The organism is Methylobacterium sp. AC832 (assembly GCF_979256025.1).
The window spans coordinates 712705-728446 of the sequence record NZ_CEEDMV010000001.1; the positions used below are offsets into that span (position 1 = coordinate 712705).

14 protein-coding genes and 1 tRNA gene are annotated in these 15742 nt (G+C 63.4%); 10 read left to right on the forward strand and 5 right to left on the reverse strand.

All coding sequences use genetic code 11. From position 1 onward, the window contains the following. Positions 1-64: 64 nt before the first annotated feature. Positions 65-141 (reverse strand) — tRNA-His (locus AC0IXR_RS03325). 189 nt (positions 142-330) lie between these two features. Here AC0IXR_RS03325 and AC0IXR_RS03330 point away from each other — a divergent pair. Continuing rightward, positions 331-2208 (forward strand): chloride channel protein, encoded by a 1878-nt coding sequence (locus AC0IXR_RS03330; RefSeq protein WP_471759743.1) that lies wholly within the window; start codon positions 331-333, stop codon positions 2206-2208. A 203-nt stretch (positions 2209-2411) separates the two neighbouring features. Here the strand turns inward: AC0IXR_RS03330 and AC0IXR_RS03335 are convergent, their stop codons facing one another. Continuing rightward, positions 2412-3773: an MFS family transporter gene (locus AC0IXR_RS03335; RefSeq protein WP_471759744.1), complete on the reverse strand. Its 1362-nt coding sequence runs from the start codon at positions 3771-3773 to the stop codon at positions 2412-2414. Between the two features lie 416 nt (positions 3774-4189). On the opposite strand from AC0IXR_RS03335, the gene AC0IXR_RS03340 reads away from it, so the two are divergent. Together AC0IXR_RS03340 and AC0IXR_RS03345 are read left to right on the forward strand one after the other, a co-directional pair. Next, a complete protein-coding gene (locus tag AC0IXR_RS03340; protein WP_471759745.1) occupies positions 4190-4660 on the forward strand; it encodes a hypothetical protein in 471 nt (156 codons plus the stop codon). After that, on the forward strand, positions 4627-5025 hold the full coding sequence (locus AC0IXR_RS03345) for a DUF1236 domain-containing protein (protein ID WP_311274149.1): 399 nt from the start codon (positions 4627-4629) through the stop codon (positions 5023-5025). Before AC0IXR_RS03340 ends, AC0IXR_RS03345 begins: the two co-directional genes overlap by 34 nt. 574 nt (positions 5026-5599) lie before the next feature. Here the strand turns inward: AC0IXR_RS03345 and hrcA are convergent. After that, positions 5600-6694: a heat-inducible transcriptional repressor HrcA gene (hrcA, locus tag AC0IXR_RS03350; protein WP_056432208.1), complete on the reverse strand. Its 1095-nt coding sequence runs from the start codon at positions 6692-6694 to the stop codon at positions 5600-5602. 232 nt (positions 6695-6926) lie between these two features. Between hrcA and AC0IXR_RS03355 the strand changes: the two genes are divergently transcribed. After that, positions 6927-7856 (forward strand): glutaminase, encoded by a 930-nt coding sequence (locus AC0IXR_RS03355; RefSeq protein WP_082469997.1) that lies wholly within the window; start codon positions 6927-6929, stop codon positions 7854-7856. Between the two features lie 195 nt (positions 7857-8051). Here the strand turns inward: AC0IXR_RS03355 and AC0IXR_RS03360 are convergent, their stop codons facing one another. Further along, on the reverse strand, positions 8052-9092 hold the full coding sequence (locus AC0IXR_RS03360) for a glutamine synthetase beta-grasp domain-containing protein (RefSeq protein ID WP_471759746.1): 1041 nt from the start codon (positions 9090-9092) through the stop codon (positions 8052-8054). Between the two features lie 492 nt (positions 9093-9584). Between AC0IXR_RS03360 and AC0IXR_RS03365 the strand changes: the two genes are divergently transcribed. From AC0IXR_RS03365 to hemW, 4 genes are all read left to right on the forward strand, one after another. After that, positions 9585-9905, forward strand: coding sequence for a hypothetical protein (locus AC0IXR_RS03365; protein WP_056432217.1), 321 nt, complete (start codon positions 9585-9587; stop codon positions 9903-9905). Between the two features lie 122 nt (positions 9906-10027). Beyond that, entirely contained in the window at positions 10028-10741 is a 714-nt protein-coding gene (gene rph / locus AC0IXR_RS03370) for a ribonuclease PH (protein WP_056432220.1), read from the forward strand. After that, positions 10738-11373 (forward strand): RdgB/HAM1 family non-canonical purine NTP pyrophosphatase, encoded by a 636-nt coding sequence (rdgB, locus tag AC0IXR_RS03375; protein ID WP_056432223.1) that lies wholly within the window; start codon positions 10738-10740, stop codon positions 11371-11373. Before rph ends, rdgB begins: the two co-directional genes overlap by 4 nt. Before the next feature lie 196 nt (positions 11374-11569). Continuing rightward, entirely contained in the window at positions 11570-12748 is a 1179-nt protein-coding gene (gene hemW, locus AC0IXR_RS03380) for a radical SAM family heme chaperone HemW (protein WP_471759748.1), read from the forward strand. Between the two features lie 111 nt (positions 12749-12859). On the opposite strand, the gene AC0IXR_RS03385 is transcribed toward hemW, so the two are convergent. Further along, entirely contained in the window at positions 12860-14050 is a 1191-nt protein-coding gene (locus tag AC0IXR_RS03385) for a penicillin-binding protein activator (RefSeq protein WP_471760231.1), read from the reverse strand. 190 nt (positions 14051-14240) lie between these two features. On the opposite strand from AC0IXR_RS03385, the gene rsmI reads away from it, so the two are divergent. Both rsmI and AC0IXR_RS03395 read left to right on the forward strand, forming a co-directional pair. Beyond that, positions 14241-15203: a 16S rRNA (cytidine(1402)-2'-O)-methyltransferase gene (gene rsmI, locus AC0IXR_RS03390; RefSeq protein WP_471759749.1), complete on the forward strand. Its 963-nt coding sequence runs from the start codon at positions 14241-14243 to the stop codon at positions 15201-15203. Next, positions 15190-15582 (forward strand): YraN family protein, encoded by a 393-nt coding sequence (locus AC0IXR_RS03395; RefSeq protein ID WP_419951927.1) that lies wholly within the window; start codon positions 15190-15192, stop codon positions 15580-15582. The genes rsmI and AC0IXR_RS03395 overlap by 14 nt, the downstream gene beginning before the upstream one ends. Positions 15583-15742: the final 160 nt, after the last annotated feature.

Genomic DNA, 15742 nt, shown 5'->3' on the forward strand with positions numbered 1-15742 from the left:
CTTTTAGAAACAGCTGCCAATTCTTAGCCTGCAAGGCGTCGCCAAAGACGCCAGGATAGTCGAATGGTACCACTGCCCCGGCTCGAACGGGGGACCTCTTGATCCACAATCAAGCGCTCTAACCAACTGAGCTACAGCGGCACTCGGGCTGCGATGTATCCTGAGGCTGCGGGCATTTCAAGCGTTAGAGACGCAAGGAATGCAGAATGGGGAAAACTCTTCGCCCCATCGATGCCGCCGGACGTGGAAATTCGGTCGACGGACCTTGCACCCCACCCCTAAGGTGCCGCGGTCTTCGTACCCCTTTCGTGCCAATCCCCCCGTCGGTCGATGAACTCAGAAACCGCGCCGCGCCGTGGATCTCCCGCCGGCCAGCTGCTGGTCCACGTGCCAAGCCGATTGCGTGCCCTGGTGCGCGGCAGCGAAGCCGGGCTCGTGGCGCTGGCCGCCTGCGTCGGCGCGATCGCCGGGATCGCAGTCTCGGCCATGAGTCTCGCGACGCAGGGCCTGCGCGAGATCCTCTATCGATTACCGCACGGCGCCCGTCTCAGCGCTTCGACGGATGTGGCCCCGATCCTCATTCTGGTCGGCCCGGCCGTCGGCGGTCTCATCCTCGGCCTGATCGCCCTGGGCTTGGCTCGTCGCCGAGGCAGCCCGCAGCAGCCGATCGTCGATCCCATCGAGGCCAATGCCCTGCATGGCGGGCGGCTCTCGCTGAAGGGGTCGGCTGCCGTGGCGGCGCAAAATGTGATCTCGAACGGCAGCGGTGCATCGGTCGGTCTTGAGGCGGGCTATACCCAGATCTGCGCCGGCATCGCCTCGCGTCTCGGCCTCTCCTTTGAAATGCGTCGCTCGGATCTACGTACCCTAGTGGGTTGTGGTTCAGCCGCCGCCATCGCCGCTGCCTTCGGGGCGCCGCTCACGGGGGCATTCTATGCGTTCGAACTCATCATCGGCACCTATTCCATCGCCACTCTCACACCGGTGGTCGTCTCGGCCCTGTGCGGTAGCCTCGTCGCCAAGGCGCTCGTAACGCAGAGTCCCCTGGTGACTGCCAACGGTTTCGATGTCCTGACGACGAGGGCGGTCTCCGGAATCGATACGCTACCGAGCCTCGCTCTTGGTTTCGCGTGCGCTGGGCTCGGAATTCTGATCATGCGTGGTGTCACCCTAGTCGAGCAGGGTGTGCGGGCGACCCGCATGCCGGCCTTCCTCGCCCCCGCCATCGGCGGTCTCTGCGTTGGCGTCCTGGCCCTAGCTGTCTCCCCGCAGATACTTTCCGGTGGGCACGGAGCGCTCCATCTCCATCTCGACACCAACATGCCTGCCATGGGGGTCGGTGCTCTGGCGCTGCTGTTCGTGGCGAAGGCCTCGGCCTCGGCGATCTCGATCGGCTCGGGTTTTCGCGGCGGCTTGTTCTTCGCTTCGCTGTTTCTCGGCGCTCTGGCGGGCAAGCTCTTTGCCGCGCTGATGGCGGAGGCAATCCCGGCCCTTTCCGGCGTTCATGGACTATCCGGCCTGGAGGGACTCACCTTCTTCGCTCTCACACCGCTGGCTTATGCGGTGATCGGCATGAGCGCCCTGGCGGTGGCAGTCATCGGCGGCCCGCTTACGATGACATTCCTCGCCCTCGAGCTCACCGGCAGCTTTCCGATCACCGGCCTCGTACTGGTGGCGGTGATCGCCTCGTCGATGACCGTGCGGAAGACCTTCGGCTATTCCTTTGCCACCTGGCGCTTCCACCTTCGCGGCGAAAGCATCCGTAGCGCGCATGATATCGGCTGGATCAGGTCACTCACCGTTGGGGCGCTCATGCGTCGCGAGGTCGAAACCGTGCCGGTCGATATGAAGCTCTGCGATTTCCTTGCGGCTCATCCCCTCGGCTCGCCGTCCCGCGTTGTGATGGTGGATAAGGAAGGGCGCTACGCCGGAATCGTGCTGGTGCCCGAGGCTCATGCCCTGGTGACGGCTGATAGCGAGGCCAGTCTCATCGAGGCCATGCGCTATACAGACGTGTTCCTCACCGCCGGCATGAATGCCAAACAGGCAGCCTCGGCCTTCGACAGCGCGGAGAGCGAAGCTCTGGCGGTGGTGGACGATCCGGTCTCGCGTCGGGTGATCGGGCTGCTCACCGAGAGCCACACCCTCAAGCGCTACAGCGAGGAACTCGACCGGCAGCGACGAGCGATCATGGGCGACGCTGCGTGAAACTGATCCAGTTCCTCGCTGCAAGTCTCGGCCATGCGGATGCGAAGGGCCAAATCACGCACATGCCCGACTGACTCGCACTGCATCGGAAATAGTCACCGACGATATCACCCGAACCGGATCACGGTTGCTGTGCGGCACTTATGTAGACGCACGCGGCGAGCGAACACCGCGTGCGTTTGACCTTTCGACAGAGCGGCAATTTAGGCGGGCAGCGCCCGGCGTGACTTGCGCATCAGCGCCTCTTCCACCGTGCCGTCACCGTCGAGATAACCGTGGCGCTTGGGGTTCGGCATGATCAGCGAGCCGATGAAGGCGATGGCGAGCATCGCCGTGACGTACCAGAAGAAGCTGCTTTCCGAGCCGATCTGCTTTAAATACAGGGCTACCGCCTCCGCCGTGCCACCGAAGATCGAGTTCGCTACCGCGTAGGAGAGGCCGACCCCCAGCGCCCGGACCTGGGTCGGGAACAGCTCTGCTTTCACAATGCCGCTGATGCCCGTGTAGAAGCTGATCACCGTGAGGCCGATCATGATCAGACCGAACGAGAGGTAGGGGTTCGTAGTGGAGCCGATCGCCGTCATTAGCGGCACCACCATCAGCGTGCCGAGCCCGCTATAGAGCAGCATGTTGGTCTTGCGGCCGATCCTATCCGAAAGCCAGCCGAAGAAGGGCTGGATCACCATGTAGACGAGGAGCGCCGCAGTGGAGATCTGCGATGCGGTGATCTTGTCGATATGCGCCGTGTTGAAGAGATATTTCGGCATATAGGTGGTGAAAGTATAGAAGCTCAAGGAGCCGCCGGCGGTGTAAACGAGTACCACGCAGAACGCCCGCCAATGCTTGAAAAGGGCCGAAAAGGTCCCCGATTCCTTCGAGGCCATGTCCTCTTTGGTCGCCGTCTCCGCGAGCGACGAACGTAGGAACAGCGCCACCACGGCCGCCATCGCACCGATGAAGAACGGGATGCGCCAGCCCCAGGCAGTGAGCTGCTGGGCGGTGAGGAAGCTCTGCAGAATGATCAGCACCAGCGAGGCCAGAAGCTGTCCGCCGATTAGGGTAACGTACTGGAACGAGGCGAAGAATCCACGCTGACCCTTCAGGGCGACCTCGCTCATGTAGGTGGCGCTGGTGCCGTACTCGCCGCCCACGGAAAGGCCCTGGATCATACGTGCGAGCAAGAGCAGGGCGGGAGCCCAGTGCCCCACGCTGGCATAGGTCGGTAGCACGGCGATCATGAGCGATCCGCCGCACATCATCAGCACCGAGATCATCATCGAGGTCTTGCGGCCAAGGCGATCGGCGATACGGCCGAACAACCAACCACCGATGGGGCGCATGAAGAATCCGACCGCGAACACGGCGGCGGATTTCAGGAGCTGACTGGTATCGTCGCCTTCGGGAAAGAAGACCGGCGCAAAGTAGAGGGCAAAGAAGGCGTAGCAATAAAAGTCGAACCACTCGACGAGATTACCCGACGACGAGCCCACGATGGCGAATATCCGCCGACGGCGGTCTTCCGGATCGTCAGGCTTCGAAGGATCGATCGCGATAGCGTCGGACATGGGCACTCCCTACCATCCTTGTCGGAGCCCTACCTGGGCCTCTTGGTCGGCGACGTTAAGCGGCGATGGAGAATTCACAAGCGCCTCAACGCGGCTTTCCTACAGCAGGCTGCAAATGTCATCCATTCCCTCATCCCCATCGCCCTTCCCGCCATGGCAAAGGTACGTCATCGTCTTCTCCAAGTGGAAATACTTGGAAGTCCGTTACCGTGAAGCTCGGGCTTAAGTTGCCTGTGCAGTGTGATGACGACGTGGGAAGTAGTTTTAAATCGCGGAACGGTTTTGGCAGTCTTTCCGTTTCGGCTTCGCGTCGGCGCCGCGTGGCGTCAGCAATCAACCAAGAGATGGACTGACTGACATGAGCAAGCTCTTGCGGAGTACGGTGACGGCTGCCGTTCTCGTCGTCGGTGCGGCGAGTGCTTTCGCCCAAGGTGGGCCTGGAGCAGGTGGCGGTGCGGGTGGCGGCGCAGCGGCAGGCGCCGGTGCGCCCGGCGGTGGCGCAGGTGGTGCCGGATCGGCTGGTGGCGCCGGCATGCGGGGCGCCGGTGGCGGCGGAGCCGAGCGTGGTGGAGCCGCAGGTGGTATGGAACGCGGTGGTGCCTCGGGGGATCGCGGCGGCCCTGCGGGTGAGCGCGGTGGCGCGGCTGGAATGGAGCGAGGCGGTGATGCTGGCGGCGAACGAAATGGCCGCATGGAGCAGGGCGAACGCCCGAGTGCTGGCAGCAGGAGCGATCCCGCAGCCCGGCCGGATCGAGACGGCAAGTCTGATCGAGACGGCAAGTCTGATCGAGACGGCAAGTCTGACCGAGACGGCAAGGCTGAGCGAGACGGCAGGGCCGATCGTGATGAGCGGATGGACGGAAGCGGCAAGGCCGATCGCGGCCTGAAGGATGGCAAAGCGGATCGTGGCGAGAGGAGCGACAGCGACCGGGGTGATCGAGCCGGGCGTAGAGATCGTGCGGGCCGAGGCGATAGCGGCGCCGTGCGCGGGGCTTATGGCCGACTGGGTGCTCCGCAGCGTACAGAATTTCGCCAGAGCGTACTTCGTCGCGGGATCCCCCGTCTTGCCGCTGGTGCTTTCGCTCTGACGGTGGGGACCGCAATCGCCCGAAGCTACACTCTCTACGACCTGCCGCCTGACATCGTGCAGATCGTGCCCGAATACGAAGATTACCGATACGTACTTGTCGACGACGACATCGTCATCGTCGACCCGGACACCTATGAGATTGTGGACGTCATCCGCGGTTGATCTTCATCTGTGGTGTCCTCGAGGGGAACTTCCTCTGGCGAAGCGCATACGCTGTCAAATTGTGAACCGTAGCGCGTGATGCTTTGCCGGATCGAAGTGGTGACGTGAGAACAGAGTCCAGGCTCCGGACAAGCTGTCATCAGCGATCCGGAGCCTGGATGTTTCAGGCAAGGGCTTATGTTTGGTCCGCGTATCAAACGACCTGCGAGGTTGGGCCTCTTCCTCTTACTAAACTCTGCAGCGCCGCATGAGTGCAACAGGCTAGGTTGAGAACGTCATTCTCAGGCTGCGCCTGACGCGTGCGCTTGGCGAGATCACAGCGAGGTGAAAGACTGAGACTTCTATGCGAGTGATCGCAGCGAGTTTCGCTTTCCGGCAGGAGGGCAGCTAAGTCAGGGCCTTTCAGCAGGCCTTTGGCTACTCATGTGCCGAGCTTCGAATAAAGGTCGCCAGTGTCTCGACATTAATCCCCGAAGCCGGGGCGTCGTCGACCATTGGTTCAGTTTCCTTCAAGTCGTGGCAGAGCTTTCTTGGAGAAGCGAAGTCTTGTCCGGTGAGATGAACGCAATGACGCTCAGCGCCCGTTGCGGTCGAGCATCTTCGAGACTACCCGAGCAGTGTAATCCACCATCGGCACGATCCGCGCGTAGTTAAGTCTCGTCGGGCCGATGACGCCAACGACGCCGACGATTTTCTGAGAACCGTCCCGGAAAGGTGCGGCGATCATCGACGAGCCGGAAAGCGAGAACAGTTTATTCTCCGAGCCGATGAAGATGCGCACTCCTTCTCCACCCTCGGCGCGGGAGAGCAGTTCGATCACATCCTTTTGCGTTTCAAGGTCGTTGAAGAGTAGGCGGATGCGTTCGAGATCCTCCACCGCGCGCAGGTCGTCGAGAAGGTTGGCTTGGCCGCGCACGATTAATTGACGTGCGTCGGACGGCCCGACGGTGGTGGCTAGGCCCGCATCCACCAGGCGCTCGGTAATGACGTCCAGTTCGCGCTTCATCGCCTCGCGGCCGGCCTCGATCTCGGCGCGCAAGCCTCCCAGTGTGCGTCCATGAAGGCGGGCATTGAGGTAGTTGGAGGCTTCCTGCAGGGCGCTGGCCGGAAGGCCCGGGGGCAGATCCAGGAGGCGGTTCTCCACCGAACCGTCATCCGACACCAGTACGACGAGGGCGCGGGCTGGATCGAGCCGGACGAATTCGATGTGTTTCAGGTGCACGTTTGTCTTGGTGGTCAGCACGACGCCTGCTCCCCGGGAAATTCCGGACAGCAGCGTCGAGGCCTCGGCCAAGGCGCTTTCGAATGTGTGGCCAGATGCGGCGGCACGCATTTGGGCCTCGATCCGCTCCTGCTCCTCGCGCCCGACATCGCCGATCTCCAGCATGGCATCGACAAAGAAGCGCAGGCCCATTTCCGTCGGAAGTCGGCCGGCGGATGTGTGAGGCGCGAAGATCAGGCCAGAATGCTCCAGATCCGCCATGACATTGCGGATCGAGGCCGGCGACAGCGCCATGGGCAGGATGCGTGCGAGGTTGCGGGATCCTACAGGTTCGCCCGTCGTGAGGTAGCTCTCCACGATCTGTCGAAAGATCTCGCGTGTGCGCTCGTTTAGAGCCGCGAGGGGCTGGAGCTGCTGAGAAGAGAAGGGGCGGGGGCGATCGTTCAATGGGTTCTTCCTGAGCGGCGATTGTGTCCGGCTCTGCCCTCGCGCACAACCTCTAGGCCCGCGGCATCGACGTTGTTCTCCGGCAATCCGCTTCGTCCAAAAGGAATGCCCTTTGCGTCGCGGTGCGGCCGGCCGCGAAACTCCGCCATCTGTCGGATGGCGCCGTGGCGGAGGCATGCGGGTTCCGTCTTGGCTCGCATCGATACCCGTTTCCTCGCAGATGAGCGACGCCGTGCCCGACCTTGATACCGTCGTCAGAGAAATCGCCGAGGAGATGGCTGACCGGCCAGACCGAGGTGAGGTCGCCACCTACATCCCGGAACTCGCCCGGGTCGATCCGAAGGCCTTCGGAATTGTCGTCATCGATGCTGACGGGCATGTGGCGGCAGGAGGTGACAGCGACACTTCATTCTCGATCCAAAGTATCTCGAAGGTGTTCACGCTGACTCTGGCCCTCGGCATGGCGGGAGATCGGCTCTGGCGCCGAGTCGGTCGCGAGCCGTCCGGCAGTCCTTTCAACTCCATTGTCCAGCTCGAGCGTGAGCGCGGCATCCCCCGCAATCCGTTCATCAATGCCGGTGCCATCGCGGTGACCGACACGATACTGTCGGGCCACCAGCCCCGGGAAGCGCTCGGTGAAATCCTGCGCTTCATGCAGTTCCTCGCCCAGGACCCGACCATTACCATTGACGAGGCGGTGGCCGCCTCCGAGCTGCGCACGGGTTTCCGTAATATCGCGCTTGCCAACTACATGAAATCCTTCGGCAATATCGATAACCCGGTCGATTTCACCCTGGGTGTTTATTTCCATCATTGCGCCATCGGCATGTCGTGCCGGCAGCTAGCCACGGCGAGCCGCTTCCTTGCTCATTCCGGCCGCAACCCTCTCACCGGGCATTCCGTGGTCTCTCCGGAGCGCGCCAAGCGTATCAACGCAGTCATGCTGACTTGCGGTCACTACGACGGGTCCGGCGAATTCGCTTATCGTGTTGGCCTTCCCGGCAAAAGTGGCGTCGGCGGCGGAATTATCGCGGTGGCCCCCGAAAAAGCGTCGATCGCGGTATGGTCGCCGGGCCTCGACGCATCCGGTAATTCGCATCTCGGCCGGATCGCCCTCGAGATGCTCACTCGGCGCCTTGGCTGGTCGATCTTCGGCGCGTGAACTCAGTAGGGACGGTAATCCCCTACGCCCCATCGTAATGTAGGCGAAAAGAAGCGTGTTGCACCGAGGTAGCCAAGCGACTTGTTCATTGAGACCCGCTTGCCTTCCAAATGAGCAAAAAAGAATGCCTGCCGCAGACCCTGCGACAGGCATCGATTATAATTGGCGCAAAAGCCTTAATTGTCTGCCTAATATTTAGGCGGCCGCTTTCGCCTCGTCGGCGGTTGAAACCGTCGCGATCGTCTTCAGGATCTGCGAGGCGATCTGGTAGGGGTCCCCCTGGCTGTTGGGACGGCGGTCTTCCAAGTAGCCCTTATACTCATTGTTGACGAAGCTGTGGGGCACCCGGATCGAGGCACCACGATCGGCGACGCCATAGCTGAACTCGTTGATCGCAGCGGTCTCGTGCTTGCCGGTCAACCGCATGTGGTTGTCAGGCCCGTAGACCGCGATGTGGTCGTCCAGGTTTTCCTTGAACGCTGCCATGAGCGCTTCGAAATAGGCCTTGCCGCCCACCATGCGCAGGTGCTCCGTAGAGAAGTTCGCGTGCATGCCGGAGCCGTTCCAATCCGTCGCACCGAGCGGCTTGCAATGGTACTCGACATCGATCTCGTAGGTCTCGCACAGGCGCTGGAGAAGGTAGCGAGCGACCCACATCTCGTCGGCGGCTTTCTTGGAACCCTTGCCGAAGATCTGGAATTCCCACTGGCCCTTGGCCACCTCGGCGTTGATGCCCTCGTGGTTGATACCGGCATCGAGGCACAGGTCGAGATGTTCCTCGACGATCTTGCGAGCGATGCTGCCGACTTCCTTATAGCCGACGCCACAATAATAGGGACCCTGCGGGGCAGGGTAGCCGGTGGCGGGGAAGCCGAGGGGGCGTCCGTCCTTGTAGAAGAAATACTCTTGCTCGAAGCCGAACCAGGCGCCGTCATCATCGAGGATGGTTGCGCGCTTGTTCGAGACGTGCGGGGTGACGCCGTCCGGCATCATCACTTCACAGAGAACGAGGACGCCATTCTTGCGAGTGCTATCGGGGAAGTGGCGCACAGGCTTCAGCATACAGTCGGAGCTGCCGCCCTCGGCCTGCATCGTCGAGCTGCCATCGAAGCCCCACAGCGGAAGCTGCTCAAGGGTCGGGAAGCCATCGAATTCCTTGATCTGGGTCTTGCCACGCAGGTTCGGCACCGGCGTGTATCCATCGAGCCATAGATACTCGAGCTTATATTTCGTCATTTCGAGCCTCTCGTACCTCAAGCGATCCGACAGCCGGGTTTCCCCTCACATCGTTCGCGGCCGTTCGTAGCCGGATTCGCCGTTAGCATATCTCATGCCAATGACTTGCACGGACGGTTGATGGCTGTGCGTTCCGCGGAGAGCGTGGCCGATGAGAGATAGTGACATGGCAGGGACGACGGTCTGGAACATGCCGGCTACCTGCCAACCTGAATCACCCAAGTGGGAGAAAAACGAGTTCGGGTCATGATTCTAACGGGCGTCTACAGACGATCACCGCTCACTCATTCCGGCGCATTCTGTCGAGCGAGGATGGAGGCTCGACGAATTCAAAGGAATAAAAGCCTTATTCTGATCGGCCTTTGCTTAATCCCGAAACAAAAAATATATAATCTCCCCAGGTCGTGCGTCGTTTTCCGTCGAACATGCGTTGCACCGCATCCGCACCCAGCGGTCGACGAAACAAACATCTTTCAAACGGAGCCCGTCCTGATGAAGAACCCAACCCTGTCCGCCATGGCGAAGACCTTCGCCATCGTGGTCGCCCTGGTGGGCGCGATGATCCTGGGAACGCCCCGTGGCGCTGAAGCCGCGCCGATGGCGGTATCCAGCGAAGTCGCCGGCGCGGCGAACGCGGCCGCCACCGAGGTTCAATACGGCGGCGGACACTGGCGCCACCACGGCCGGCATCATCGCCGCCATTTCGGCCATCATCGCGGTCGCCATTTCGGCCATCATTACGGTCGTCGCTTCGGTCATCACCATCACCGCCGCCATTTCGGCCATCATCACCGCCGCTTCTACCGCTACTGAGGCCCGAGTTTGGGGCGCACCGCGAGGCGCGCCCCTACCTTACCTCGCTGCGCTTGCCGGTAGCCGGACCGCGGCCTAAGAGCCCGGACGACCATCCCGGAACCCGACCAAGGAGAGTGCCCATGCGGCCCTCGAAGCGCGCGAACGACGAATTGCGCAACGTGACTCTGGAGCGCTCCGTCGCCCGTTATGCCGAGGGTTCGTGCCTCGTGACGTTCGGTCAAACGAAAGTTCTTTGCACCGCCTCCCTCGAAGAGCGCGGTCCGCCATGGCTGCGCGGCTCGGGAAAGGGCTGGGTCACCGCCGAGTACTCCATGCTCCCCCGCGCTACCCATGAACGCACCCGCCGCGAGGTAAATTCCGGCAAGCCCTCCGGACGGACGCAGGAGATCCAACGGCTGATTGGCCGCTCGCTCCGCGCCGTCACCAATCTTCCCGCCATCGGCGAGCGCCAGATCACCGTGGATTGCGATGTGATTCAAGCGGATGGCGGCACTCGCACTGCCGCGATCACGGGCGCTTGGATCGCCCTGCATGATTGTTTCACCTGGATGCGCGGGCGCTCCATCATTTCCGTCGATCCCCTACGTGAGCATGTCGCCGCCATTTCCTGCGGCATCTACAAAGGCACCCCCGTGTTGGATCTCGAATACGCCGAGGATTCGGCCGCCGAGACCGATGCGAATTTCGTCATGACCGGCTCCGGCGGCCTCGTGGAGGTGCAGGGCACCGCCGAGGGAAAGCCCTTTTCGGAAGCCGAACTCATCGAGTTGCTGCGCCTAGCCCGCGGCGGCGTCGAGCAACTCGTCGCCCTTCAGAAGCAGGCGATCGCATGAGCGCGCCGCGCATTCTCACCGGGCGAGTTGTCATCGCCACTCATAATGCCGGCAAGCTCGTGGAGATGCGTGAGCTGCTGATGCCCTTCGGTGTCGAGGCCGTCTCTGCCGGCGAACTCGGCTTGCCGGAGCCCGAGGAGACCGGGACGATGTTCGCGGAGAACGCAGCGATCAAGGCTATCGCTGCGGCGCAGGCTTCGGGCCTGCCCGCCTTCGCTGACGATTCCGGACTTTGCGTCAACGCCCTCGATGGCGCACCCGGACTGTTCTCCGCCCGCTGGGCGGGGTCGAGCAAAGACTTCTCCAGTGCGATGGCTCGCATCGCGGCCGAGCTCGACAAGCGCGGAGCCACGACCCGCCGGGCTCATTTTGTCTCGGCCCTCGTCATCGCTTGGCCCGATGGCCACACCGAAACGTTCGAAGGCCGCGTCTTCGGCGATCTTGTAGAGCCGCGCGGCTCACAAGGCTTTGGCTACGACCCGATGTTCCTGCCCGACGGCTACGACCGAACCTTCGGTGAGATCTCCTCAGAGGAGAAGCACGGTGTCGATTGGCAGAGCGGAAATGCGCTGTCGCACCGGGCACGGGCCTTCGTGCTGCTGGCCCAAAGTTGCCTGCAGCGTCCGGTCTGACCGGTCTCGTCTAGATTGAGATTGGATGACCCTGATCTCAGTCGTGCCGACGGGAGCAGGTGGATTCATCGACGGCCGCAACGGTCTCTCACCGAGACCTTCTTGTGGCGGATGAATCCAAGAAGGGGGCGTAGGCTGAGCGCGGGATGTCTCCGGGACCATTGCCAAAACTGTTATCCGCGCGCACATCCGTTGAATGACCGACTCTTCAGGACCGGACCACCCGACCCGCGACGCCGGGTTCGGAATCTATATCCATTGGCCTTTCTGCGCTTCGAAATGCCCCTATTGCGACTTCAATAGCCATGTCCGCCATGCCCCGGTGGATGAAGGACGTTTCCTGGCGGCATTCCGGACCGAGATCGCCCATGTCGCGGCGCGCGTTCCGGGCCGCACGGTTTCCAGCATCTTCCTCGGCGGCGGCACGCCGTCCCTCATGCAGCCGTCAACCGTGGCGGGGCTTCTCGAGGCAATTGACGATGCCTGGGGGGCGGCCCCCGATATCGAGGTCACGCTGGAGGCCAATCCCACGAGCGTCGAGGCCGGTCGCTTTCGCGGCTATCGGGCCGCGGGGGTGAACCGTGTCTCGCTCGGTGTCCAAGCCATGGACGACATCTCCCTGAAAGCGCTGGGGCGCCTCCATACGGCCGCGGAGGCAATGTCGGCGGTGCAGACGGCGGCTGCCCACTTCGAACGCTACTCCTTCGATCTCATCTATGCGCGGCCGAACCAGAGCGCATCGGCGTGGCGGGCCGAGTTGAAGGAGGCCATCGCGCGGGCGGCTGAGCACCTGTCCCTCTACCAACTCACCATCGAGCCCGGCACGCCGTTCTTCGGCCTGCATGCGGCCGGCAAGCTTGTCCCACCGGACAACGACATGGCGAGGGCACTCTATGATGTGACGCAAGAGGTATGCGACGCCGCGGGCCTCCCATCCTACGAGATTTCCAATCACGCTCGCCCCGGCGCGCAATCGCGTCATAACCTCCTGTACTGGCGCTACGGCGAGTATGCCGGCATCGGTCCAGGCGCGCATGGCCGGCTTGTGACGGAAGAAGGGCGGATGGGCACCGTCACTGAGCGGGCGCCGGAGGCGTGGCTTGCTCAGGTCGAGCGCAACGGTCATGGCATCATCGAGACCGAAGCACTCTCATGTGCCGACCAGGGCGATGAGTTCCTTATGATGGGTCTGCGCCTCAAGGAGGGCGTCGACCCCGACCGTTACGCGATGCTGAAAGGCCGTCCCATCGATGCGGCGCGTGTCGAGGCTCTGATCGGCGACGGGCTCGTCACCCGCCTGGACGGAGGCCGCATCGCCGCGACCCCGCGCGGTGCGCCGGTTCTCAACGCCGTGGTGGCGGAACTCGCTGCCTGATGCTGGCCCCCGTCCGCTTGCTCATGATCTATCACATTGACCAGGGTGCATGGCCGGCCAGTGCTACCTTCTGCGCAGCCTTTCTCGACCATACTTGACGCACAAGCCGGATCAGGTGCCAGAGGGGCCGAGCGTGCGCGGGGCCGGGCTCACGATAGCCGGTGCGCCGCTGCGGATTTCGTAGATGGCTAGAGCCCTATCGCTTACCCCCTCCGGCCGGAAGCGGAAGGTGCCGTCGATCCCCGAGAAGCCGGCCTGCGTCGTCAGCGTCGCGTCGGCGAAGCGCTGAGATCCATATTGCCGCGACAGCGCTGCCATGAGCGAGACAGCGTCGTAGGCCAGCGTCGCCACACGCGGAGGTGCAGTGCCGAACCGCGCCTGATAGCGCTGTGAGAAATCGCTGAATCCCTTCGAATCGGCCGCTGCGAACCAGCCGCCCTGCAGGGCAGGCAGGGCGAAAATGCGCGGGTCGTTCCACACCGCCGTGCCGATGGGCTTCACTCGGCTGGGAGAAAATCCCGCCTTGGCGAGCGCCGGTGCGACGATGGCCAAGCCCTCCGGGCTTTCCGGCAGGAACAGAGCGTCAGCTTGAGCGCCAGAACCATTGATGAGGCCCGCGAGGCGCGAAATAGCTGGAGCTGGCGCGCCAGGCGCATATCGCTCGATTCCCACCAGCCGAGCACCCTTTCTGGCCACCGCCTCACGGAATTGTGCCTCGACGGCATTGCCGTAGCTGCTCTCGGGAATCAGCGCGGCGAAGGAGCGTCGCCCGGCTGCCACCGCCTCGTCGACTACCCGGTCCACCTCGGTCTGCGGCAGGAAACTGAGGAGATAGACACTGCGTGCCGCGACGCTCGCATCGGTGGAAAAGGCGATGATCGGCTTGCCCGCTGCGCGCGTGACGCCGGCAGCCGCCTGGACATTGGCCGCGAACAGGGGGCCGAGCACCAGTTCGGCGCCCTCGGACAGGGAGGCATGGGCCGCCTCGCGTGCGCCATCGGGCGATCCGCGATCGTCCTTCACCAGAATCTGCAGGTCGGGCTTTTGGAAATCCTCGACGGCGAGTTCCGCCGCATTGCGGAGGGCCGTTCCGACGGTTGCACCGGGACCGGACAGGGGCAGGATGAGGGCGATCTTGACCGAGCCCGTGCCGATCTTCATCGCGCCCGGTGACGGCGCCTGCGGATCGCCAGCGGCGGCGATATCCGGGTCAGGAGCGGCTTTCGTGGCGCGTGGGCCGCCATCGGGGCCGCCGATGCAGCCGCTGAGCCCCCCGGCGAGCAGAAGAATCGCCACCGCCATCGCCCAAACGGGCATTGCCGGACGGTGGCCCCTTGCAAGGCTTTTCTCCATTGCACGGTACTCCTCGTCGCCGATCCGCATCTCACGCCCGATGCGCGCACGGTTAAAGCCTGGACGACAAAAGTAAATGTCGCGACACCCCCGGTGCAGGCATTCCTCCGGCCCGTGTCCCCGTGGCAATGTCTGCCTCATGACTCAGAGAATCGACAATCGGACGCGCCGCTCCAGGGCGGTCCACGATCCGGCCAAGCCCATCTCGACCTTCACCGCCTTCGGCCTCGCGGCAGAGGCGGAACCGCTCGACCCTGGCCTGCACGTGGTGGCGACCCCGATCGGCAACCTCAAGGATGTGTCGTTCCGCGCGCTCGCGACTCTGGCGGCGGCGGATACGGTGCTCGCCGAAGACACCCGCGTCACCCGCACGCTGTTGATGCATTACGGCATCACGACGCCGCTGGTCGCCTATCACGAGCATTCCAACGCGGCTGTCCGCGAGCGGATGATCGCACGGATGCAGAACGGCGATGCCTTGGCCCTGGTCTCGGATGCCGGGACGCCGCTGGTGTCGGATCCGGGTTTCAAGCTTGTCCAGGCTGCGATCGAGGCGGGTATTGCGGTGACGCCTATCCCCGGTCCATCGGCGGTGATGACCGCCATCGTCGCGGCGGGCCTGCCCACCGACCGTTTTTTTTTCGAAGGCTTCCTGCCGCAGAAATCCGGTGCCCGGCGCAATCGCCTAGCGGCGCTCGGGCAGATCCCCGGAACGCTGGTGCTGTTCGAATCACCCCACCGCCTGCCCGAAATGCTAGTGGATGCCGCCGCGATCCTCGGAGGGAGCCGGCCCGCGGCGGTCGCCCGCGAACTCACCAAGCTCTACGAGACGATCCGGCGCGGCACCCTCGCGACCCTAGCCGAGACGTTCACCGAGGAGGGGGCTCCCAAGGGCGAGGTGGTGGTGGTGATCGGGACCAATCCGGAAGAACCGCCGGAGGAGGAGGTCGAGGCCGGTCTCGATGCGGCAATCGAGGCCGCGCTTTCGCGTCACTCGATCAAGGATGCCGCTGCTCTCGTGGCCGATGCCACCGGCCAGCCCCGCCGGGTCGTCTATGCCCGGGCTCTCGTCCTCGCCAGACGTACCGATGCGGACGTCTAAGCTCCTCGATGCGAAAGGACGGCGGCGCGCCACCTACCTGCGCGGCCAGTCCGGCGAGACCTTGGCCCTCTTCGCCATGATCATGAAGGGCTATCGCCCTCTGGCCCGCCGCTTCAGCGCGAATGGCGGCGAGATCGACCTGGTCCTACGCCGGGGCGATACCGTTGCTTTCGTAGAGGTGAAGGCAAGGGCGAATCTCGAGACTGCGCTGGTCGCTATCGATGCAAAGAAACGCGCCCGGTTTTCCCGCGCCGTGCGTGCCTGGATCACGCGCAATCCCCGCTACGGGGGGATGACGTTCAGGGCGGATGCGGTGTTCGTTGCGCCAAGGACTTGGCCGCGCCATCTCCCTGACGCCTTCACGATCGAGGGACTCTGAGCCGAGAGGTAACCCTCCATCCGAGGACGGAGTTGTGTCGTGTCCGGACCCGCCCACGAGCTTGATGGGGCAGGGCTGCAGGCGCCGCTGTACTCTCTGGAAGAGCGGTCGCTGCTGACACGAGGCCATCAGCCAAGAACAGCGCCCGAGCGAGGTCGAC

Coding starts and splice junctions, on each gene's coding strand:
- AC0IXR_RS03330 (WP_471759743.1), top strand. CDS start 331: ATGAACTCAGAAACCGCGCCGCGCCGTGGATCTCCCGCCGGCCAGCTG.
- AC0IXR_RS03335 (WP_471759744.1), bottom strand. CDS start 3,773: ATGTCCGACGCTATCGCGATCGATCCTTCGAAGCCTGACGATCCGGAA.
- AC0IXR_RS03345 (WP_311274149.1), top strand. CDS start 4,627: ATGGACGGAAGCGGCAAGGCCGATCGCGGCCTGAAGGATGGCAAAGCG.
- AC0IXR_RS03360 (WP_471759746.1), bottom strand. CDS start 9,092: ATGACGAAATATAAGCTCGAGTATCTATGGCTCGATGGATACACGCCG.
- AC0IXR_RS03365 (WP_056432217.1), top strand. CDS start 9,585: ATGAAGAACCCAACCCTGTCCGCCATGGCGAAGACCTTCGCCATCGTG.
- rph (WP_056432220.1), top strand. CDS start 10,028: ATGCGGCCCTCGAAGCGCGCGAACGACGAATTGCGCAACGTGACTCTG.
- rdgB (WP_056432223.1), top strand. CDS start 10,738: ATGAGCGCGCCGCGCATTCTCACCGGGCGAGTTGTCATCGCCACTCAT.
- hemW (WP_471759748.1), top strand. CDS start 11,570: ATGACCGACTCTTCAGGACCGGACCACCCGACCCGCGACGCCGGGTTC.
- AC0IXR_RS03385 (WP_471760231.1), bottom strand. CDS start 14,050: ATGGCGGTGGCGATTCTTCTGCTCGCCGGGGGGCTCAGCGGCTGCATC.
- rsmI (WP_471759749.1), top strand. CDS start 14,241: ATGACTCAGAGAATCGACAATCGGACGCGCCGCTCCAGGGCGGTCCAC.
- AC0IXR_RS03395 (WP_419951927.1), top strand. CDS start 15,190: ATGCGGACGTCTAAGCTCCTCGATGCGAAAGGACGGCGGCGCGCCACC.